Source organism: Gammaproteobacteria bacterium (assembly GCA_035546635.1).
Classification (GTDB): domain Bacteria; phylum Pseudomonadota; class Gammaproteobacteria; order JAURND01; family JAURND01; genus DASZWJ01.
Window position 1 is genome coordinate 203,074 of record DASZWJ010000019.1, and the last position, 21,999, is coordinate 225,072.

Annotated in this window: 19 protein-coding genes, 2 tRNA genes and 1 pseudogene; 10 read left to right on the forward strand and 12 right to left on the reverse strand. The window is 41.7% G+C overall.

Annotation, left to right across the window (positions count from 1 at the left end; all coding sequences use genetic code 11):
* Positions 1 to 84: 84 nt before the first annotated feature.
* The 9 genes from VHE99_04955 to dinB all read left to right on the forward strand — a co-directional run bounded on the left by VHE99_04955 (position 85) and on the right by dinB (position 7,926).
* Positions 85 to 555: a regulatory protein RecX gene (locus VHE99_04955; protein HVV68369.1), complete on the forward strand. Its 471-nt coding sequence runs from the start codon at positions 85 to 87 to the stop codon at positions 553 to 555.
* The gene (gene alaS / locus VHE99_04960; protein HVV68370.1) at positions 545 to 3,148 is read left to right on the forward strand and encodes an alanine--tRNA ligase; all 2,604 of its coding nucleotides are present in this window, start codon (positions 545 to 547) and stop codon (positions 3,146 to 3,148) included. The genes VHE99_04955 and alaS overlap by 11 nt, the downstream gene beginning before the upstream one ends.
* Before the next feature lie 127 nt (positions 3,149 to 3,275).
* Entirely contained in the window at positions 3,276 to 4,517 is a 1,242-nt protein-coding gene (locus tag VHE99_04965) for an aspartate kinase (GenBank protein HVV68371.1), read from the forward strand.
* Between the two features lie 287 nt (positions 4,518 to 4,804).
* Entirely contained in the window at positions 4,805 to 5,002 is a 198-nt protein-coding gene (gene csrA / locus VHE99_04970) for a carbon storage regulator CsrA (GenBank protein ID HVV68372.1), read from the forward strand.
* Positions 5,003 to 5,353: 351 nt separating this feature from the next.
* Positions 5,354 to 5,446 (forward strand) — tRNA-Ser (locus VHE99_04975).
* Positions 5,447 to 5,493: 47 nt separating this feature from the next.
* Positions 5,494 to 5,570 (forward strand) — tRNA-Arg (locus VHE99_04980).
* Positions 5,571 to 5,691: 121 nt separating this feature from the next.
* Positions 5,692 to 6,150 (forward strand): YbaK/EbsC family protein, encoded by a 459-nt coding sequence (locus tag VHE99_04985; GenBank protein HVV68373.1) that lies wholly within the window; start codon positions 5,692 to 5,694, stop codon positions 6,148 to 6,150.
* A gap of 58 nt (positions 6,151 to 6,208) precedes the next feature.
* The gene (locus VHE99_04990) at positions 6,209 to 6,760 is read left to right on the forward strand and encodes an HPF/RaiA family ribosome-associated protein (protein ID HVV68374.1); all 552 of its coding nucleotides are present in this window, start codon (positions 6,209 to 6,211) and stop codon (positions 6,758 to 6,760) included.
* Between the two features lie 80 nt (positions 6,761 to 6,840).
* Positions 6,841 to 7,926 (forward strand): DNA polymerase IV, encoded by a 1,086-nt coding sequence (dinB, locus tag VHE99_04995; GenBank protein HVV68375.1) that lies wholly within the window; start codon positions 6,841 to 6,843, stop codon positions 7,924 to 7,926.
* A 29-nt stretch (positions 7,927 to 7,955) separates the two neighbouring features.
* Here dinB and VHE99_05000 read toward each other — a convergent pair whose 3' ends face one another.
* From VHE99_05000 to VHE99_05045, 10 genes and pseudogenes are all read right to left on the reverse strand, one after another.
* A complete protein-coding gene (locus tag VHE99_05000; protein HVV68376.1) occupies positions 7,956 to 8,996 on the reverse strand; it encodes a bifunctional UDP-4-keto-pentose/UDP-xylose synthase in 1,041 nt (346 codons plus the stop codon).
* Entirely contained in the window at positions 8,986 to 9,948 is a 963-nt protein-coding gene (locus VHE99_05005; protein HVV68377.1) for a glycosyltransferase, read from the reverse strand. Before VHE99_05005 ends, VHE99_05000 begins: the two co-directional genes overlap by 11 nt.
* 84 nt (positions 9,949 to 10,032) lie before the next feature.
* Positions 10,033 to 10,404, reverse strand: coding sequence for an SMR family transporter (locus tag VHE99_05010; protein ID HVV68378.1), 372 nt, complete (start codon positions 10,402 to 10,404; stop codon positions 10,033 to 10,035).
* Complete coding sequence (locus VHE99_05015) at positions 10,401 to 12,203, reverse strand: glycosyltransferase family 39 protein (protein HVV68379.1); 1,803 nt, start codon at positions 12,201 to 12,203, stop codon at positions 10,401 to 10,403. The genes VHE99_05010 and VHE99_05015 overlap by 4 nt, the downstream gene beginning before the upstream one ends.
* 116 nt (positions 12,204 to 12,319) lie before the next feature.
* Complete coding sequence (gene rplS / locus VHE99_05020; GenBank protein HVV68380.1) at positions 12,320 to 12,667, reverse strand: 50S ribosomal protein L19; 348 nt, start codon at positions 12,665 to 12,667, stop codon at positions 12,320 to 12,322.
* Between the two features lie 11 nt (positions 12,668 to 12,678).
* Positions 12,679 to 13,419 (reverse strand): tRNA (guanosine(37)-N1)-methyltransferase TrmD, encoded by a 741-nt coding sequence (gene trmD, locus VHE99_05025; GenBank protein HVV68381.1) that lies wholly within the window; start codon positions 13,417 to 13,419, stop codon positions 12,679 to 12,681.
* Positions 13,420 to 13,442: 23 nt separating this feature from the next.
* Positions 13,443 to 13,952, reverse strand: coding sequence for a ribosome maturation factor RimM (rimM, locus tag VHE99_05030; protein HVV68382.1), 510 nt, complete (start codon positions 13,950 to 13,952; stop codon positions 13,443 to 13,445).
* Between the two features lie 187 nt (positions 13,953 to 14,139).
* Positions 14,140 to 14,370 (reverse strand): annotated as a pseudogene (gene rpsP / locus VHE99_05035) (30S ribosomal protein S16).
* Between the two features lie 111 nt (positions 14,371 to 14,481).
* On the reverse strand, positions 14,482 to 16,125 hold the full coding sequence (locus tag VHE99_05040) for an NAD+ synthase (GenBank protein ID HVV68383.1): 1,644 nt from the start codon (positions 16,123 to 16,125) through the stop codon (positions 14,482 to 14,484).
* Positions 16,126 to 16,141: 16 nt separating this feature from the next.
* Entirely contained in the window at positions 16,142 to 16,513 is a 372-nt protein-coding gene (locus VHE99_05045) for an Mth938-like domain-containing protein (GenBank protein ID HVV68384.1), read from the reverse strand.
* 91 nt (positions 16,514 to 16,604) lie between these two features.
* On the opposite strand from VHE99_05045, the gene recJ reads away from it, so the two are divergent.
* Positions 16,605 to 18,332 carry a single-stranded-DNA-specific exonuclease RecJ gene (gene recJ / locus VHE99_05050; GenBank protein HVV68385.1) on the forward strand — a complete coding sequence of 576 codons (1,728 nt, stop codon included), beginning with the start codon at positions 16,605 to 16,607 and terminating at the stop codon, positions 18,330 to 18,332.
* Positions 18,333 to 18,350: 18 nt separating this feature from the next.
* Here the strand turns inward: recJ and VHE99_05055 are convergent, their stop codons facing one another.
* Positions 18,351 to 20,117, reverse strand: a complete 1,767-nt coding sequence (locus VHE99_05055; protein HVV68386.1) for a class I mannose-6-phosphate isomerase — start codon at positions 20,115 to 20,117, stop codon at positions 18,351 to 18,353.
* A 195-nt stretch (positions 20,118 to 20,312) separates the two neighbouring features.
* The gene (locus VHE99_05060) at positions 20,313 to 21,953 is read right to left on the reverse strand and encodes a hypothetical protein (protein HVV68387.1); all 1,641 of its coding nucleotides are present in this window, start codon (positions 21,951 to 21,953) and stop codon (positions 20,313 to 20,315) included.
* Between the last annotated feature and the right edge of the window lie 46 nt (positions 21,954 to 21,999).

Here is a 21,999-nt window from a genome sequence, read left to right on the forward strand (position 1 = left end):
GGGGAAAGGGGATACAGCGGTGCTCTGGCAAGAGGAGAGGATACAGCAACTCTTAGCCTGATCTTTACTTTAGGCAAACATTTCATGGAACCTATAAAATCCAAACCAGCTGATATCGAAAAGGTAAGAGCCTGCGCTTTACGCCTTCTGGCAAGACGCGAGCATTCACGCACTGAGCTTGTGCAAAAACTTCTGCTGCGCCATTTTTCAGAAGATTTAATTCATGCAGTTATCGATTCAATGTTAGCCAAAGGTTGGCAAAGTGATTTGCGTTTCGCAAAAGCTTATGTGGAGCAACAAATCCAGCGTGGTTATGGCGCGCTTAAAATTGAAATTGAGCTGAAAAAACGTGGTATAGCCAAAGAGTTAATTGTACTAGTACTTCCTAGCGATAACGCATTCTGGCAACAGCAATTGCGAAAATTGTGGAACAATAAATTTAAAGAAACAAACAAAACACGTCCCGTGACCCAAGCGCAGCAAATCCGCTTTTTACAATCACGGGGTTTTAGTTGGCAACAAATTAAAAGCATGGTCTTGCATAATGAAAAGTAACGAACTACGTCAAACATTCCTAGATTATTTTGTAAAACATGGCCACACCATTGTGCCCAGCAGCTCCTTAGTCCCGGCTAATGATCCCACTTTGCTGTTTACCAATGCGGGTATGGTACAGTTTAAAGATGTATTTTTAGGTAAAGAGTCACGTGCTTACACTCGTGCAGTCAGCGCGCAACGCTGCGTTCGTGCCGGTGGCAAACATAATGACCTCGAAAATGTCGGTTACACAGCTCGCCATCACACTTTTTTTGAAATGTTAGGCAACTTCAGCTTTGGCGATTATTTTAAGCGTGAAGCCATCGTATTGGCTTGGAATTTCCTCACTGAAGAATTGAAAATCCCGCCTAGTAAACTTTGGGTGACAGTATTTAAAGATGACAATGAAGCGGCTGATATTTGGCTTAAAGAACTAAAAATCGACCCAGCGCGTTTTTCCCGTTGCGGCGAAAAAGATAATTTCTGGTCCATGGGCGATACAGGTCCCTGTGGACCGTGCAGTGAAATTTTTTATGACCATGGCGAAGAAATCCCAGGTGGTCCCCCAGGTAGTGAAGATCAAGAAGGCGATCGCTATATCGAAATATGGAATTTGGTATTTATGCAATTTAACCGATCGGCTGATGGGAAAATGACCCCGCTGCCTAAACCTTCGGTCGACACTGGTATGGGTTTAGAACGAATTTGCGCAGTCATGCAACAAGTACACAGTAATTATGAAATCGATATTTTTCGCCATCTCATCCAGGCGATCGCTGATCTGGCTGAAATCACCGATTTAACCCACGCTTCTTTGCGGGTGATAGCAGATCATATCCGCTCAGTCGCTTTTTTAATTGCAGATGGCGTGACACCATCCAATGAGGGGCGCGGTTATGTATTGCGCCGTATTATTCGTAGAGCCATTCGACATGGGCATAAACTAGGATTACGTGAAGCCTTCTTTTACCGATTAGTATCACCCTTAGTTAAAGAAATGGGAGATGCTTATCCTGAACTAACCAAGGCTGCGCCTATCATAGAAAAAGTTTTGCAGCATGAAGAAGAACAATTTGCTGAGACTTTAGATCAAGGCATGAAACTGCTGGAGCGTGCATTACAAGGTTTGAAGGACAATATCATCCCCGGTGAAATATTATTCCGATTATATGATACCTATGGTTTCCCTCCTGATTTAACGGGAGATATTGCCCGCGAACGTGGCTTGACACTAGATTATCCAGGCTTTGAGGCAGCGATGGAGCAGCAGCGTCAGCAGTCTCAAGCTGCCAGCCAGTTCGGTGTCGACTATAAAGTAGAATTACAGATTGCCGGTGAAACAGAATTCACGGGCTATGAGCAGATCAGTGGTGAAGGCACTGTCACTGCTTTAATTGCCCAAGGTGCATTAGTGCAAAAATTGCTACCAGGAAGTGATGGAGCAGTTATTCTGGATCGCACCCCTTTTTATGCAGAATCGGGAGGGCAGGTGGGTGACAAAGGTCAGCTGTTTTTTGAAACTGGCGTGTTTCAGGTAAATGATACTCAAAAGCAAGGACTAATTTATCTGCATCATGGCAAAGTTCTCTCGGGAACTTTAGAAACCGGCGCTAAAGTCACAGCTGAGGTTGATGCCTCACGTCGCGCCATTATGCTGAACCATTCAGCAACACATTTACTACATGCTGCCTTGCGGCGCTTATTAGGTAATCATGTCATACAAAAAGGCTCTTTAGTAGAAGCCAGCCGCTTACGTTTTGATTTTTCACATTTTTCCCCATTAACCACCAGTGAAATTAAAGAAATAGAACGCCTAGTTAATCAGCAAATTCGTGCTAACCTGCCGTGTCACATTGATTTTATGAACGCAAATGCAGCTAAAAATATGGGCGCGATGGCATTATTTGAAGAAAAATATGGTGACGAAGTGCGTGTGCTCAGCATGGGGGAGTTTTCTGTAGAGCTTTGTGGAGGAACCCATGTTTCCCGCACGGGTGATATTGGATTATTTAAGATTATCTCTGAAACGGGGATTGCAGCAGGGGTCAGGCGTATTGAAGCTTTAACTGGTGATAATGCTTTAGATTGGATAGATCAAACTGAGGCAAACTTGCAAACGATGGCTGAGATATTAAAAACACATAAAGAAGATGTGGTGGTTAAATTACAACAGCTGCTGGAGCAAAACCGTAACCTAGAAAAAAATCTCAATAAACTCAAAAATGAACAGATACACTCTCAAATACAGGAACTTGTTTCTAAGACTTTGAAAGTGGGTGATATATCTGTATTATCTACCTTAATTCCCACAGTAGATGTTGAAACTTTACGCCAATTGATGGACGTCCTAAGGCAAAAATTAACGCATGCGGTTATTGTTCTAGCAACACATAACGAAGCTAGAATATCGTTAGTTGCGGGTGTAACAAAAGATTGTTTGGATAAAGTTCAGGCCAATACCTTAATTAGTTTTGTAGCGCAACAAGTAGGTGGCAAAGGAGGAGGGCGTCCTGAGCTTGCTCAAGGTGGCGGTGATAGAGTAGAACAGCTAGATGCAGCTTTGAATTCCGTTGTTCCTTGGATACGGCAAAAGTTGCAGCTGTCATCCTGAGTAGCGATACTAGTGTCCGACAAAGTACTGTATCCCCTCTCACCCTCTCCCCCACAAGGGGAGAGGGGTTACAGAGCTGGAGCGAGGGAAGATGACAACTCAATATTTTTATTAAAAAAGTGTACATATGGCATTGATTGTGCAAAAATTCGGCGGCACCTCAGTTGGGAGTTTGGACCGAATTGCCCATGTGGCAAATAAAATTATCCAGGCTAAAAACCAGGGGCATCAGCTGGTTGTTGTCTCTTCAGCCATGAATGGAGAAACTGACAGATTGATCCAGCTGGCAAATGCCTTCTCCGATCAGCCGGAAGCGCGTGAATATGACGCCATGGTCGCTACAGGTGAGCAAGTAGCAACCGCCCTAATCAGCATTGCATTAAACAGCAAGCAATGCCAAGCACGCTCCTATAGCGGGGCTCAGGTGAGAATAACCACGAACAGCGTGCATAAAAAAGCACGTATCGTTAACATCAATCCTGAAGTTTTACGCGCTGATATCAATGCTGGGATAATACCGGTAGTTGCTGGATTTCAAGGAATTGATTCTAAAGGGGATATTACCACTTTGGGTCGGGGTGGTTCTGATACGACTGCTGTGGCCTTGGCAGCTGCGTTGAAAGCAGATGAATGTCAAATTTACACAGACGTCGATGGTGTATATACTACTGATCCCCGAATGGTGCCTTCTGCAAGACGTCTGAACCGCATTACTTTTGAGGAGATGTTGGAGTTAGCAAGTTTAGGGGCTAAAGTTTTACAAATTCGCGCGGTAGAGTTTGCTGGTAAATTTAATGTGCCAGTGCGTGTGCTATCCACTTTTACTGATGGGCCGGGAACATTGATTACTTTTGAAGATAATAGCATGGAGCAGCCTTTGGTTTCGGGCATTGCCTTCGATAGAAATCAAGCCAAATTGACCTTGCTGGGTTTGCCTGATCGCCCTGGAGTGGCTAGCTATATTTTAGCTGTAGTCAGCCAGCATAATATCGATGTCGATATGATTGTACAAAATGTCCCGCGGGAAAATAAAAGCGTTGATTTTAGCTTTACTGTCCAGCGCGATGATTATAAGAATGTCCATGCCTTAATGGAGCAACTTGCAAAAGACTTAGGTGCCCAGGGTCTTTTGGGAGATGCTAGGATAGCGAAATTATCGTTAGTGGGTGTGGGAATGCGATCCCATGCTGGGGTTGCAACCACAATGTTTAAAACATTGGCGGAAGAGGGTATCAATATCCAGCTTATTTCAACTTCTGAGATTAAAATTTCAGTAGTGATTGATGAAAAGTATCTGGAATTGGGCGCTCGCAGTTTGCATGCGGCATTTGGGTTAGATGTGGAACCCATGGAAGAAGAGAGGCTATAAATATTTAATTCTGGCTAAATAACAAAATAAGGCATTTTATGCTTTTATTTTTTAGTGAATTTGAGTTATAGTTTCTGGCTTTTCATCTGGTTTCAGATGTGGGATAAAAAATCATTAATGGACTAACAAATACTGCTCTAGCTTTGGAAAGCTTGTGCTTAGAATATAACTTATATCAGTTATATCTACGGTTCAAAATATGTTGCTGAGCGTGGTATATAATTGAATAGAGTATCTGAAGCTTTGGTAGTAATTATAATTTAAGGGATATATGAAGGAGAATTACAATGTTAATATTAACAAGACGTATTGGAGAATCTGTGATTATTGGTGATGACATCACCATAACAGTGCTTGGCGTGAAGGGAAATCAAGTTCGCTTGGGTGTAAATGCCCCAAAAGAAATTTCAGTGCATAGGGAAGAGATCTATAAACGTATTAAGCAAGAACAGGGTACTGATGAGACAAAACCAGAGGAAGAATAATGGCTGAGCTGTTTATAGTGCATTGTGGTTAGAAGGTGAGTTATGCGCTAGAGGCCGGTTTGCCCGTTATGTTATAGCAAGTATAATTTGCCTCTAGTCCTCTGATCGGCTACATGGGAGTACAAAAATTGGAGATGGTAGAGCCATCAGAAAATTATTGTAATTCTAGGCCTTGTGCAATATGCAGGATGATAGTTTCTGAATGCTGGCATTCGTCAGCATGTTCAAAAAAATCTACCTGAACCCTTGATGTAAAATTTACAGATATTAAAATAAAACCAGCTAATAAAGCTGGTTTTATTTTAATATACTAACTTCTTACCCCCTTTTTCAAAGGGGGGGTGAGAGTCTGGAGAGATGGCCGAGAGGCTGAAGGCGCTCCCCTGCTAAGGGAGTATGGGGTCAAAAGCTCCATCGAGGGTTCGAATCCCTCTCTCTCCGCCAAATGGTCGATAATACTGCCTTTGTCAGGATGACTTAAACATTAATCCGCGCCCGTAGCTCAGCTGGATAGAGTACCTGGCTACGAACCAGGGGGTCGGGAGTTCGAATCTCTCCGGGCGCGCCAACTTTCCATACAATTTAGCCCCCCCTCATCCACCTAATAAACATCCTCCCTCGCCCCCAGCAAGATTAAGAAATCCTAACTATACTTACATTGAGAATTTATAAATATTTAGGAGATTATTATGTTAACTCCAAAATTAAAACATTTTTTAGATGAAAATCATGTAAAATATAGAACAATCGATCATACAGTTGCCTTTACTGCCCAAGAGACTGCAGAAATGGCGCATATCCCTGGAAAAGAATTAGCTAAAACCGTGATAGTTAAAATAGATGGCAAAATGGCAATGGTCATCGAACCAGCCAATATCAAATTAAACCTGCAATGGATGGAAAAGCTATTAGGCGCTAAAAAAGTAGAGCTAGCTACCGAACGAGAATTTAGAGAATGGTTTCCAGAATGTGAGATTGGTGCAATGCCTCCTATGGGTAATCTGTTTAATATGGATGTTTATATGGATGACAAGCTGTCTGAAGATGAAAATATTGCCTTTAACGCGGGTACTCATACAGATTTGGTAGAAATGAGATACAAAGATTTTGAAAAATTGGTTAAGCCTAAAATGCTTCACATGCATTAATTTTAGAGAAGTATAAAGCTTAAATCATAAAACTAAAATTAAAAAGGAGGGTAGCAAAATGGCAATGTTACCAGTAGATATTACTATGCGCGATATTCCCAATTCTGTTGCTGTTGAAACTAAAATTCGTCAAAAAGTTGAAAAATTAAAGTTGCTTTATCAGCGGATTGAATTCTGCAAAGTGGTAGTTGAACAATTGACGAAACGCAAACATCAAGGCAGAGTATTTGGCACCAATATTGAATTAGGAGTTCCCGGAAAAAGACTAGTTGTCAATCACAAATTTGATGAAGATTTATACGTAGTGATAAGAGATGCTTTCGCTGCCATGAAACGGCAAGTTGAGCATTATGCTCAACAACAGCAAGGTTATGTAAAAGCCCATATGGAACCCTCGATGGGTCGCATCAGCCGGCTATTTGAGGATTATGGCTTTATTGAAGATATGCAAGGAAATGAATTTTATTTCAATGCCAGCAATGTCCTCAATACTGAATTTAATACAATCATGGTGGGGGATTCAGTGACTTTTCTGGAGAACATGGTAGAAGACACAGATTCTCCGCAAGCAATGCATATAAGTGTGAATAAACCAGTTTTGGAGCACTGATTTCACCAGCTGTCATCTTGAGGGCAAGCGAAGGATGACAGCTTGTGTTGTATTCAGTCATTTTATGACAGAATACCGTCATGAGTTTCTCAAGTAAAATTACCATTAAAACCCAGAAAATAATCCATGTCGATATGGATTGTTTTTATGCTGCTATTGAAATACGAGATAATCCTGAGCTTGTAAACCAACCAGTTGCAGTAGGGGGTTCTCCCAATAAACGTGGTGTGATTTGCACTTGTAATTATATGGCTCGCCAATTTGGTGTGCGCTCAGCAATGGCCACAGTCACGGCATTTCGCCACTGTCCCCAATTACAATTACTGCCAGTTAATATGCCAAAATATCAGGCAACTGCTAAACGTATCCACAGCGTTTTTCGTGAATTTACGTCGCTGGTAGAACCGTTGGCGCTGGATGAAGCTTATCTAGATGTCACAGATGCACTATACTATCAGGGTAGCGCCACCCTAATTGCCCAAGCTATTCGCCAGCGCATCTGGGATACTGAGCAGCTGACTGCTTCTGCTGGAGTAGCACCCAATAAATTTCTTGCAAAAATTGCCAGCGGTTGGAAAAAACCTAATGGTTTATATGTTATTCGACCCCATGAAGTCACAGCCTTTATAAGCACTTTGCCAGTAGAGAAACTCTATGGCGTAGGCAAAGTCACTGCAAAAAAATTGCAGGCTATGGGATTGTCGACCTGTACTGATTTACAACGCTTATCATTATCTGAATTGAGGGAACAATTTGGCAAATTGGGTCAGCGGCTCTATGAACAATGTCGTGGTATTGATTCGCGTAATGTTGAACCTAATAGGGTGCGAAAATCACTGAGTGTAGAACGTACTTTTCCTGAGGATATACAGGATATGACATTGTGCACAAATATTATCAAGGAGCTCCATAATAAACTGCTAAGCCGTATTCAGGAATCGGCACTAGAGCACGCCATAAAAAATCAATACATCAAGATAAAATTTCATGATTTTAGTCAAACAACTGCAGAGATAGTCAGTGAAAGTGTCAAGCTGGAGCATTACTTTAATTTATTTCAAAATGCCTATCAAAAAACTGCTAAATCGATACGTTTATTGGGCTTAGGTGTACATTTTAAAACGGAAAATAAAATGACAAGTTTTTTACAAGGGTCGTTATTTTAAAGGGCACTGTATCCCAGTGCACGCCAGAACTACGACAAATCCCGACCCGCTTCCCCAGAAAAGTAATAGTCCAAGGTTTTATGCAAAGCAGTATGTAAATCTGTTTTGGGCTGCCAGCCTAAATACTGCTCTGCATTTTTGATCGAAGGCACGCGCGCTAAAATATCCTGGTAGCCGTCACCATAATATTCATTGGCATTTATGGTTAAAATTTTTGTTTTTGCCACTTGCTGTGCATATTTAGGAAAAGTAGCGGCTATTTTCAATAACATTTCTGCTAACTCCTTAATAGAAATATTATTAGCGGGATTGCCGATATTAAAGATGCGATTATTCGCACAGCCATCGCGGTTTTCAATAATTTTCATTAAACACTCTATACCATCATCCAAAAAAGTAAAACTACGTCGCTGTAAACCACCATCCACCAGTTGAATATCTTTACCATGCAAAATATTACTAATAAATTGCGTCAATACACGGGAACTGCCTTCTTTAGGTTCATAAACATTATCCTGCTTAGGACCAATCCAATTAAATGGCCTGAAAAGTGTAAATGCTAATCCTTGATGTTGACCGTAAGCAAAAATAATGCGGTCAAGTAACTGTTTACTGCATGAATAAATCCAGCGCTCTTTATGGATGGGGCCTAACACCAATTTGGATGTTTCCTCATCAAATTCGTTTTCATCACACATTCCATAAACTTCGGATGTTGAGGGAAATAATACGCGGGTCTTGTATTTCACACATTGACGGATAATGGCAAGATTGGCTTCAAAATCTAATTCAAAAACGCGTAAGGGATCTTTTACATAAACTGAAGGAGTGGCAATGGCGACCAAGGGCAGGGCAACATCACATTTCTTGATATGATATTCAACCCACTCCTTATTAATTAAAATATCGCCCTCAATAAAATGAAAGCGCCGATTCTCAAGACTATGACTCAATTTATCCGATGCCATATCCATACCGTAGATTTCCCAGTCAGTATGTTTCAATACAGCGCGCGCCAGACCATTGCCTATAAACCCATTTACGCCTAGAACTAGTACTTTAAGACTCATGATTTTCAGATTCCTGCAAGGTTTGAACTATTTTTCGTATGACAAACCGTGGTCGTTTACGCACTTCTTGATATATCCGGCCAATATATTCGCCTAAGATACCAAGTCCAAGCAGGCAAATCCCGATGAGAAAAAATGCAATAGCGAATAAAGTAAATACCCCTTGTACTTCCGGTCCCTCGATCAAACGACGCATTAGCAGATAAATGACCAAAAGACCGCTTAATGCAGAAATACCTAATCCTAATAAGGTGAATATTTGTAATGGTACTAGGGAAAAATTAGTGATTAAATCAAAATTGTAACGGATCAGTTTATAGAAATTATATTTGGAAGTACCGGCAGCGCGTGCTTCATGTGATACCGGAACTTCGGTAGGATTATTGGCAAAATTCAAGGCAAGCGCATTAACGAAAGTATTTGATTCATCACTTTTTACCATCAAATCCACGATATAGCGTCGATAAGCGCGGAGCATACACCCTTCATCCTGCATCACAAGACGCGGTATCATAATTTGGCGCATTTTATTATGCATTTTTGAGAACCATTTGCGCCAAAATAAATCCTGACGATTTTCTCGACAACCACCGACTACATCATAACCTTCTTCTATTTTGGCAATTAATTTGGGAATATCTTCTGGGGGATTTTGTAAATCAGCATCCATCGTCACGACGATTTCACCGCGAACTTTTTCAAGACCGGCCATGATGGCCAGATGTTGACCATAATTGGTATTAAAATGAATGACGCGTATTTGTAGAGGGCGGCGCTCAAAGAATTGATTAAGGATATTTTCGGAATTGTCTTTGCTGCCATCATTGGTAAATATAATTTCATAGGATTTACCTATGCTATCCATGACGGGGATGAGACGTTGATAGAGAATTTCTAGTGATTCCTGTTCATTGTAAATAGGAATGACGACGCTGATATAGGGTTTATTCATAAAGGTAGGACCTGCGTTGATTTGTCTTTTAGATTTTAGGCACTTAGGATGACAGCTTAAGTCAGGATGAAGCCTTGTATTATTTCAACTCCGTGCCACCAGATAAACCCCAGCTAAAATTAAAAAAATACCACTAACTTTAATAGCACTCATCGATTCACCAAATAAATACCAGGCAGCTACAGCATTAATAATATAGCCTATGCTCACCATAGGATAGGCCACACTCACGTCGACTCGGGATAAGACACCTATCCAGATAACTACACTAATGACGTAAGCGACAAGACCCATAATGATGTAGGGATTCGTCGCCAATTGCCAACCCATGGGAATAGCGTTGTTCCAGCTAAAAGTCACGTCACTGATTCGTTGTGATCCTGCCTTTAATGCGAGTTGCGCGCCCGCATTCAATAATACGCCAAATAATAGCCAAGGTAATATAAAGAGTTTCATAAAGGATGGTTCGTCAGCAAAAAGATTCTGTCAGTCCGCCCAATTAAGTAAAGGAAAGGGCGGTGCTTTTTGGGTAAATGCAGCATGTGATTATAATCAAACCACCCCATAAGCACAAATATCCGTTGGGGTTCACCCCAAAGCTTCCAAAAGTTATCCGCATCAACTGTCCAGGTATGGGTATCTTGGTGTTCCATACCAAATTCTAATTCACCGGTATAATTAGCTATCATAATGCGTCGTTGTAAATAAACCGGTAAATCCTGGTAATATTCATGATAATTGGCCACCACATCACCGGGTTTTAACCAGGGTAGCAACTGCATGGCGATAGACTTGCTGGAGCGCACATCCACCGCCGCATAGGTAAGACTAAAAGTGCTAAGAAATAAGCTTATGCCAATGATTAAACCGACAATACCGGCTTTAATTCCACCATACCAATAAAGTAATGTAGCTAATAGGGCACTGACCATCAGTAAAATTATCGAGGTATGCCAAGCAGTTTGCAGGCTAGGCTTAAATGCGATTAAGCCTATGACTGAGATGGCTACAATCACCACTAAAAGTAAAGCAAAACCTAAACGAATTTCTGCAGTATCCCCTTTATCCCACTGCAAAGATAGACGGCGAGCAATCAATATAGCCAACGGAGGAATCACGGGAAGCGCATAAGAAATCAACAAGGATTGGGAGAAAGTAAAAAATACCGTAATAGCCAATACCCAGACCAATAAAAAAATCACAGTCCGGTGTTGTTTTCTGATAGACCAATAATGCCTTATCGCTGTGAAAATTCTGTTATTTCGAATTTTCCCTTTTTTTGTAGAGGTATATCCATTGTTTGATGACAATGACAGTGATTTTTCAAGCTCTTCTGAAATGGTAGCAAAACTTGTGGTGGGTTTAGGCTGTTTTCGTGAAAATAACAGCGCTAACAAAAAACATAACCAAGGGAAAATACCGACTAAAACCACTGCCGGAAAAAACCATAAATCTTGCCCGCGACCGGCATAACTGGTGAAGTAACGTAAAAAATGCTGTTCAATAAAATAAAATTGAAAAAACTCAGGGTTACGTTGTTGTACCAGCACATGCCAAGGCACTGCAATCACTAAAAATAACAACAAACCTGATAGTAGCCGGTAGCTTAATAATTGTCGCCATTCATTAACCAAGCACAACCAGAGGAAAATGATAAGGCCAGGGAAAATAATACCGATTAAACCTTTCGTTAAAGTAGCTAAAGCTGCTAAGGCATACATAGCCCAAAGCCAACAATTACGCTTCCAACCTCGTGGCTCATGTACGGCTACCAGAAATGACAAAAGACTGCTACTTAAGAGGACCGTAAGCGTCATATCGGGTGTAATAAAATGCGCGAGCACAAAATACAAAACACTGGTTGCTAAAACCAAGGCAGATAGTATACCGGTGCGTCGGTCAAACAGTTTGCGGGAAGTGATGTAAACAAACAGACACCCCAAAAGGGCAATACATGCAGAGGGCAAACGCAATGCCCATTCGTTTAGCCCAAACAACTTGATGGGTACTGTTTCCATCCAATAAAACAGCGGTGGTTTTTCAAAATATTTAAGGTAATCGAGATGTGGGGTAATGTAATCACCGCTTTCTACCATTTCTCGCGGAATTTCCACATAACGACCTTCATCAGGCGACATCAGCGGGCGACTACCCAGAAAGCTGCCGAATAAAATAGCTAGAAATAAAGTCAGAAATGCAATATCGATCAACCAGGTAATAGGGGATACTTTTTTTACGACTTGGTAATCTTTCATGCGGGATATTAGTTAAGAGGTTATGGGAGAATAGGTGACGAATTTGAGATAACATCCCTTCTCCCACAAGGGGAGAAGGGAAAAAGTATCTCTGAAGATAAGAGAAAAAACCTAACCTAAATATCCTCTTTAATCCTAGCTTTTTTACCTTCCAGTTCGCGCAAGTAATACAGCTTAGCGCGACGCACTGCACCTCGGCGCTTGACCTGTATGGTGCTGATTAGTGGGCTGTAAGTCTGAAATACACGTTCCACACCTTCACCGTGGGATATTTTTCGCACAGTGAAACTAGAGTTTAAGCCACGATTGCTAATAGCAATGACGACTCCTTCAAAAGCCTGCAAGCGTTCGCGTTCACCTTCTTTTACTTTCACTTGAACAACAACAGTATCTCCGGGAGTAAAATCAGCAATTTGCTTGTCTTTAATTTGCTCATTTTCCCACTGTTTTACTAGGTTATGCATTTTATTTTTCCTCATGAATGTTCTTTATAGTTACTAATAAATTCTCTTAATAACACTTGTTCCGCATCTGTCAAAGGCTGTTCATTGAACAAATCCGGTCGCCGCTGCCAAGTTCTGCCAAGAGCTTGCTGTTGCCGCCAACGGGCAATCTCCGCGTGATTACCACTGTTAAGTACTGCAGGCACAGCTAGGCCATCAATGATTTCAGGACGGGTATAATGTGGATAATCCAAGCGTTCGCTACAAAAAGAATCCTGCTCAGCTGATCCAGGATGTCCCAAAGCACCAGGTAGAAAACGGGTTAGGGCATCTACCAGTACCATGCCAGCTAATTCTCCGCCGCTTAATACATAATCTCCAATCGACCACTCTTCATCAATATCTGTCGTTATCAGCCGTTCATCAATACCTTCATAACGCCCACAAACTATAATCAGGTCAGGGTAGGTAGCGAGTTTACGTATGCCAGATTGATTGAGTAAACGTCCTTGCGGTGTCAGATAAATTACAGGAGCATTTGATTTAACTGTTTTGGCCGCAGAGATAGCATCTCGTAGCGGCTGCACCTTCATGACCATACCCGGTCCGCCCCCATATGGGCGGTCATCTACACTATGGTATTTATCTAAAGCAAAATGACGCGGGTTCCAATAATTGAGTGCTAACAAGCCATTCTCAATTGCGCGCCCAGTAATACCATAGTTCAATGTGGTGAACATTTCTGGGAATAAGCTGATTAGGCCAACCCACATTGGCTCAACCTCGGACTGCCGCTTTAAAAATTTTCATCCCAATCAACTCGCATCACACCTTGCTGTAAATCTACTGCCAGAACAACCTGCTTGATATAAGGCAATAATCTTTCTTTTTCACCTTTAACTACCAGGACATCATTAGCCCCAGTTGCCATCAAACGCGTCACAGTGCCTAACTCAATTCCCTGCTGGTTGATAACTTTCAAACCTTCTAAATCTGACCAGTAATAATTGCCGGTGGTTAGCTTTGGCAATTGATCGCGGGTCACAGCAATGTCGGCATTAACATAAACCTGTGCCTGCTCAGGTGTGCTACAACCTGTCAATTTAACCAATAAAGACTGATCCTGTATTCTAGTGTGCTCTAATGAAGCCGGCTCCCAGGCGCCAGTCTTATTACGAATAAACCAGTGCTGATAGCTCAGAATATTTTCGGCAGGTTCAGTGAAGGAATGCAACTTTAGCCAACCTTGAACTCCATAAGCTCGTCCCAAACGGCCAACGACCACCATATGGCTATCTTTTTTCATAGAAGTGCTTTATTCAAAGATGCGAGCTTAAAATATACAGGCATACTTACGAAGCAGTTCCAGTTGCAGATTCTTCTTTAGTCTCAGTCGCAGCGGCGGCCAATTTCTTAGCAGCAGCCTTCTTCGCTTTGAGTTTTTTCTTTTTCGCTTCGTACAACGCTGCACCCTTGTCTGGTAATTGAGAAATCTTAATCAGATGCGACACTTTTTCGGATGGCTGTGCGCCTTTTCCTAGCCAGTGAGTGACACGTTCATTATCCAGAAACAGTTTAACCTCAGCACCTTTGGCGATTGGATTAAAATATCCTACGCGTTCTATAAAATTACCACTGTCACGCGCATGACGGCTATCAATTACAACTACATGATAAAATGGGCGTTTTTTTGCGCCAGTGCGCGATAATCGAATTACTACCATAAATTATTATATCCTCAGTATATTGGGTGTAAATGAACAGTGGCGCATTATACCTGAATTTTCAATATGTTAAATAGGAAATCTTAAAAATCAGCGCTCAAATTTTCCTTCTCACCTTGTGGGGGAAGGAAAATTACTAAAACCTGAAGTAATCGGATAGCGCCAATCTTTGCCAAATGCACGCTCGGTAATACGCACGCCAGGCGCTGCTTGGCGACGCTTGTATTCATTCCGATCAACCATTTTTACCACCCTGCGCACGATATCTGCATCAAATCCAGCGCGGATAATATCTTCTATGCTTTCATCATGTTCAATATAGCGTTCCAAAATTGCATCTAAAACCGGATAGGGTGGTAAAAAGTCTTGATCCAACTGATTTTCGGCTAATTCCGCCGAAGGCGCGCGGGTAATAACTCGCTCGGGAATCACCTGTGACAAGGTGTTCCTATAACGCACCAAGCGATAGACCATCGTCTTGGGAATATCTTTCAACATACAGAATCCCCCGACCATATCGCCGTATAAAGTAGAGTACCCGACTGACGTTTCACTTTTATTGCCCGTAGCTAGCACAATGGCTTTCTTTTTATTAGAAATAGCCATTAATAGCGTCCCGCGGCAGCGTGCTTGTAAATTTTCCTCCGTGGCATCTGGCGCTAAACCAACAAACTGAGGTTGCAAGGTTTGTAAGAACGCCTCAAATACCGGCTCTATGGGTAATACATAATGCTTAACTCCCAGTAAACGTGCTTGTTCTTCGGCATCAGTCACACTCATATCAGAAGTATAACGCGACGGCATCATCACCGCTTCCACCCTGTCCTTACCAATGGCATCCACAGCAATGGCCAAAGTGAGCGCTGAATCAACCCCTCCCGATAAACCCAACACCGCTCGGGGAAAATGATTTTTCTCAATATACTCACGTACCCCCAGCACCAACGCTTTATAAATCCGTTCTTCCTCACTCATGGGGACAGGGATAGCGCCCATTGGGACGTTGGCCTCACTCCCATCATAACTGACTTCCACGAGATGCAATTTTTCTACAAAAAATTCAGCTTGTTGCACAAGCCTACCTTGGGCATCGAACACCATAGAGCCACCATCAAACACCAATTCATCCTGTGCACCCACGCAATTGACATAAACAACCGGCATTTGCCCCTCACGCGCCCGTGCCGCAATGATGTTTTCTCGAGCTATGGCCTTATCTTTGGCAAAAGGCGAAGCATTTATCGATATCGCCAACTTCGCCCCAGCCGCCTTGGCTTGAGCCATAGGTTCAGCAAACCACAGATCTTCACAAATAGTAATAGCGGTAGGGATACCGTGAATATCTACGACGCAAGGCGTGTTGCCAGGTTTAAAATAACGTACCTCATCAAACACGCTATAATTAGGCAGTTGTTGTTTATGATAATGCGAGACAATTTCGCCTTCACGCATTAATGCCGCTTGGTTATAACAGCCGCCTACGGCTTTTTCTGGATAACCCAGTAACACATCGATACCTTTGGCTTGGGCTTTAATTTCAGGGAAAATCCGGTTGATGCGCTCATATAATTCCGGCCGGTAGAGTAAATCTTCCGGTGGATAGCCGCATAATGCCAACTCTGGAAATATGACCAATTGTGCTCGATACACATCCCGTGCTGCAATAATAGCATTTATGATTTTTCGAGCATTACCTTCAATATCGCCAACTAAAAAATTAAGCTGCGCCATAACAAGGCGTAGAGTTTGTGTCATGGATCACCTCGATAATTTATTGAATGACCAGCCCAGCCACCACATTACGCCCTTCAGACATCAATAAATTGTATGTCCTGCAAGCAGCAGCAGTATCCATAATTTCAAAACCCACTCCTTTTTTTATCAACACCACCAATGTTTCCACTTCAGGAAAATATTGTTTCTCACCTGTCCCTAATAACACTACCTCAGGATTTTGCTCCACCAGCACCTGCAAATCTTCAGCTTTTAACTGCATTATATTTTGTGGTGACCAGTGCTCAATTAATAAGCTGGGTGACAATACAACACTTTGGGTATAAGTCGTTGCATTAATGACGATTTTGCCGGGAGTATAACTGCGAACAATATTGCCGGTTAAATTTTTATCCTGCCTAAGCAACATAATAATGTCCCATAGAGTGTCTATTAATATATGATAGCACCCTCTAAAGATGCATCGGTACGATATAATAATAATTCAAGGAAAAAACCAAATGGATAAAACTATTCTGCGCCGGCCTGTCCCTGAGTTTCTTATGACAGCCAATTTACCCCCGCTATTACGACGAGTATATGCCGCACGCGGCATCCGTTCCATCGATGAGCTGGAACAAAGCCTCAAACATTTATTACCCTATAGCAGCTTGTTAGGAATAGAACAGGCAGTAACCTGCCTTTACCAGGCATTAAGCCAACAGCAGCATATCCTCATTTTGGGAGATTTTGATGCCGATGGCGCAACCAGCACCGCATTGGCCGTCAGCGCCTTGCAGGCTTTTGGCGCACAGCAAGTCTCCTATCTGGTACCCAATCGCTTTGAGTATGGATATGGCCTGACCTCAGAGATCGTAGAAGTAGCCGCCGAACGCAATCCACAATTAATTGTCACTGTTGACAATGGCATCTCTAGCATAGCTGGCGTTGTGCGCGCCAATGAACTGGGTATACAAGTATTAATTACCGACCATCACTTATCTGCAGAAACCTTGCCTCCAGCCAGGGCAATCGTCAATCCTAATCAACCGGGGTGTTTTTTCCCCAGCAAAAACCTAGCCGGTGTAGGCGTGATTTTTTATGTCATGCTGGCATTGCGCAATCACTTACGCCAGGTGAATTGGTTTGCCGAGCAAAATCTCCCTGAGCCCAACATGTCCAACTTACTGGATCTGGTCGCTTTAGGCACGGTGGCCGATGTCGTGCCTTTAGATCAAAACAATCGCATTTTGGTGCAGCAAGGCTTGAATCGCATCCGCCAAAATAAAGCTCGCCCAGGCATAGCTGCATTGCTAAAAATCGCCAACCGTTCAAAAGAACATTTAGTTGCCAGTGATCTAGGTTTTGCCTTAGGTCCCAGGCTTAATGCAGCCGGAAGGTTAGAAGATATGTCGTTAGGCATCGCTTGCCTTTTAAGCCAAGATCCAATACAGGCTGAATCCATGGCTTTACGTTTAGATGCGCTTAATAAAGAACGTCGTGAAATAGAAGCCACCATGCAGCAACAGGCGCAATCCGTACTCAGCCAGTTAAAAATTAACGCTGATTTGCCCCTGGGCGTTTGCTTGCATGATAGCAGCTGGCATCAAGGGGTAATCGGCATTTTAGCTTCACGCATTAAAGACCAGCTGCATCGACCCGTCATTGCCTTCGCCAGCACGGATTCTGTATTACTTAAAGGCTCTGCGCGTTCTATCAATGGTGTACATATCCGCGATGTGTTGGATGCGATTGCCAAAAAACAGCCACAATTGATATCTAAATTCGGGGGTCATGCTATGGCTGCTGGACTCAGTTTACATCAGGAAAATTATCCCGCTTTTTGCCAAGCATTTGCCGAAGAAGTCGCAAGACATATCTCACTCGATGATATTCAAGGAAAAATCACCACCGATGGTGAATTGACTGCAGAACATTTCTGCATTGAAATCGCCGATCTACTGCGCAATGCCGGTCCTTGGGGACAGGCATTTCCTGAGCCTTTATTCGATAATTATTTTTATATCGTAGAACAACGTATTGTGGGTCATAAACATTTAAAGCTACAGTTGCAATTAGAACAGAGCCATTTGGTGTTTGATGCCATTGCTTTTAATATTGATATAGAGAAATGGCCGAATTATCGCGCCCGTAAAATACATGGCGTCTACCGCTTAGACGTGAATGAGTTTCGAGGGGTACGCAATGTGCAATTAATGATCGAGCATTTAACTGTCGTTGAGAATTAGTTTTCTGATGAAAATCTTTTACGCATTATCAGCACGTACAAAAGCTTTGATCGTTGCATACTCCTCTTGCGTCGGGCTAAGAGGGCGAATGCTATATGCGCCAACTTGAGCGGGAATAATAAAAGTTTCAGCATAGTTAACCTGAAATGGCGCAAATGCTTGTGTTGGGCTCTCAACTATCGCTGCTGCGCCTTCCACTAAATTAAGCACATTCACTGTGTTTCGAGTATCATGCGGCACGGTTTGCGTAAACCAATGCCGACGCGTCTCTATAAATTGCAAAGAGTGCAAACCCGTTCGTTCCTCGCGCCAACCTGCGCCGTGGGCTATTGGACAGAGGGCATTGATTAAATTCGCTTTCACCCAATCGGTTTGGCGCTCCCATTGTATGACTTTGCGGCCGTGGCCAATATTGATAGGGCGGGGCAGTCCATCCAAACCTAGACGTTCCCAATCCCAGAGTTTAAAAGTAAAAATATAGGGGGTTGCGCTGATTTCCAATACAACACCGTCAGCACCGGAACAATGCACAGTGCCGGCTGGAATCAAAAAGTGATCATGTTTTTTAGCCGGCCATTTATTAATATATTCTTCCGCCGCAAAAGGTGGTCCGCCTTCTTGTGCCTGTTGTAATGCTGCACACATTTTGTCTGGATCAATCCCCGTCTTTAAGCCAAGATAAACGGTCGCTTTTTCACCGGCGGCTAACATGTAATAGCTTTCTTCCTGGGTATAATGCAGACCGAATTTTTCCTGTGCATATTCTACGATAGGGTGTACTTGCAGACTTAAATTACCACCGCCCACAGTATCCAAAAAATCAAAGCGGATAGGAAATTCAGGACCAAACAAACCATACACATAATCTCCCAGCAATTGTCGCGGTCGATAATACACTAGATTTTGTGCAGGAATTTCTACACGGACCTCATCAAACTGCAGTAATAGGCTGTTTTCTTCAGGGACACAATCAAAGCCCCAGCCATAATTTGCCGCTTTGGCATCGAGGCCAAATTTCTCTTTCATCCACTGTCCACCCCAAGGAGCAGGATCAAAAAAAGGTACTACGCGGAATGGCTGTGTGACAATTTGATCCAACGCGCCACGCAAGGCATCGCCAGTAATTAATTTAGGATCGTTAGGTATAGTTGTATCTAGTAAATAATCCCAAGTAGAAAGAGTAGTCTTTTTTAAACGATCGCAGACGCGCCAATCAATAAAAAATGCACGTTTGTATTGCAAAGAGGCGCGTAAATTTGCGTTTTCAACGCCAAGGTTGGACACTTCATTGCGCCGTTGTCGCAATTGTCCTTCCCAACGCGGCATATCGGCATAAACAATCAAATCGGGTGTGCAACAGAGTAGGGCGCCGGCGCCGTACACGACCACCACGCCTTTTTTTGCCAGGATTTCATTTCTGAAAGCTAGTTGCTTATCTGGATCAAAAAATGCCTCCAGTGTCAAATGAGTATAAAAGCCGAAAATCGGATCATTACCGCCCAAAAAAGGCGCAATCAAGGCATCAATCTGTTCGGAGGATTTAAATGCGCTCTGCGTGTATAGAAATGCTTGGTGTTGTAAGCCAGCCTGTAATTTGCCTGCTACCTCTTGATCGTGCAGACCTGTATAGGTTTCTATGGCAATAATCACCTGAGATTGGCGTGAGCTAAGTGCTGAAATAACTTGATTGAGTTCGGTGCATACTGCAGGCCAACCGCGCCAACATTGACCTGAAAATCCGGTGATAGTCGTGGTAGGAAAATGATTGTAGCTATTATTAGACATAAAAAATCTCTACGACTCTGTGCAATGTTTTGAAGTCCTATACATGGCTATGGTTTTTTTAATAGTCATGCACCCATCACAAGCAAATGCTTGTAACAGCAAGTAGAAATCATATGCTATATATTAGTCAAGTGCTCGCTTCTAAAAAAAATTTATTTTGCTATTATAAAGTTGGGTTATTGCAATAGTTTTAACTTAACTACAAGCAAGACCGATAGATAAATCCTCATCAGTTACAAAATCATCTCCTTTGACTGATGCCGATAATCTTTTACACAGAAGTAATTTTTGAGTTTGTAAAGTATTCCATTCCAAACTACCCTTATCATAATCAAATTGACTTTGGAGCTCAGCACATAAAGCAAGCTTATGTAGACAGTGAAAAAATGCAAGCACATCTTCATCTTCAGGTCGATTTCTATAATCTGGATCACTCATGATATCAAGAAATTGGAGAATGACATTACGAATATCAAATTCATCAGAGGGTTGCAAATTTGCAGGAAACTCCATAACGCCTAAGTTGTTAAAAGCTAAATATTGACAATCAAGTGGCTCCTTATTACTCGTAGATTTATGATCTGAAATCTCTACATCCTCATCCGTCAAAGAATTTTCCGACTTAACTTTATCGTAGAAAGACGATTTTAGTTTCAGAGGATTGGGCTCTAAAAGCAGACTTAATATGGGGTAGACCAACATAAAAATATCGCTTTTTAAACAGTATTGTGCGTGACGTGTTTCGGGAGGATGGTAACAAGATCCACCTTCAATCAAAAAGGGATGAAGATACATTTTATTACCCTGATTTTCAGTTTTCAATTTTGCATCTTGTTGGCTAGGTACAAGCCTACTTTTTGTGAATTCAAAAGAATCACCAGGATCAATTAAATAACAATTTTTTAAATCTGTCAGAACATTATCTATATTGATATCCCCATGGATGATGCCATTACGATGCCAAGTAAAGATTTGCTCTACCAGTTGAAATATCAATTGAGTTCGTTTTGAAAATGCTAATTCTCTGATCTCGCTGTTTGGGACTTCCTTTCCAGTGCTTACGTTTTTAATATAGAAGTTAGATAGAGGATTTCCTTCCAAATATTCCATTTGCGTCCAAAAAGGCTTTGTATGCATTTTTTTCGATGTTTCATATAAAATCTCAGGTAAATATTTTTTTAATTTTTTCTCAGCCTTTTTACGTCCGTGTTGTTGATAAAATTCTGCTAATTTTTCTAAACTAAAACCTCTGTTTGTAATGGTCTTTATAGTGCCATTTACCTCAATTTCTGCTAGATTGAGCAATCTATAATTTAAAGATAATTCTTTTTCACTGTTTTCAGTTAAATCAAGATAAATAGTGCCTTTTTTCAAATTTTTATCTTTTGACATGAAGCGAATTTTATAACTAATTGGTTCATGGCGTAATTTCATTTCGGGTTTATTATTGTTGCCAAATAAAAAGTTGGTAATTTTAATTTCATTAGTTATTATTTCCTTAGAAACTCCTTTGGTATGGAAAAATTTGACTGCAAACCCTTGACTTTGTTTGGCATCATTTATGGTTTTTATTTTGTCAGCTACTGTGGCATTCTTAGGTAATTTTTTGAGTTCAGCCAGCGGATTTTTGGGTGCTAATTTAGTGCCGCTGGAGTCTGTTGGATATCCAATAAAAACTTTTCCAGAACGTCCCGCGCCTAAAGTTTTGCCAAGTTCAAAGTTTAAATTTTCTGATTCTGATGTAGTTTGAATTTCCTCTTGTTGGGAGAGAGAGTTTGTCAATCTTCCAAAAGTCGAGGATAATTTCTTTTGATTCTCTAATTTTAAATTTGACATTTATAGATTAATTAGATGGTTATAATTATTCTATTTTAGTGTTTAC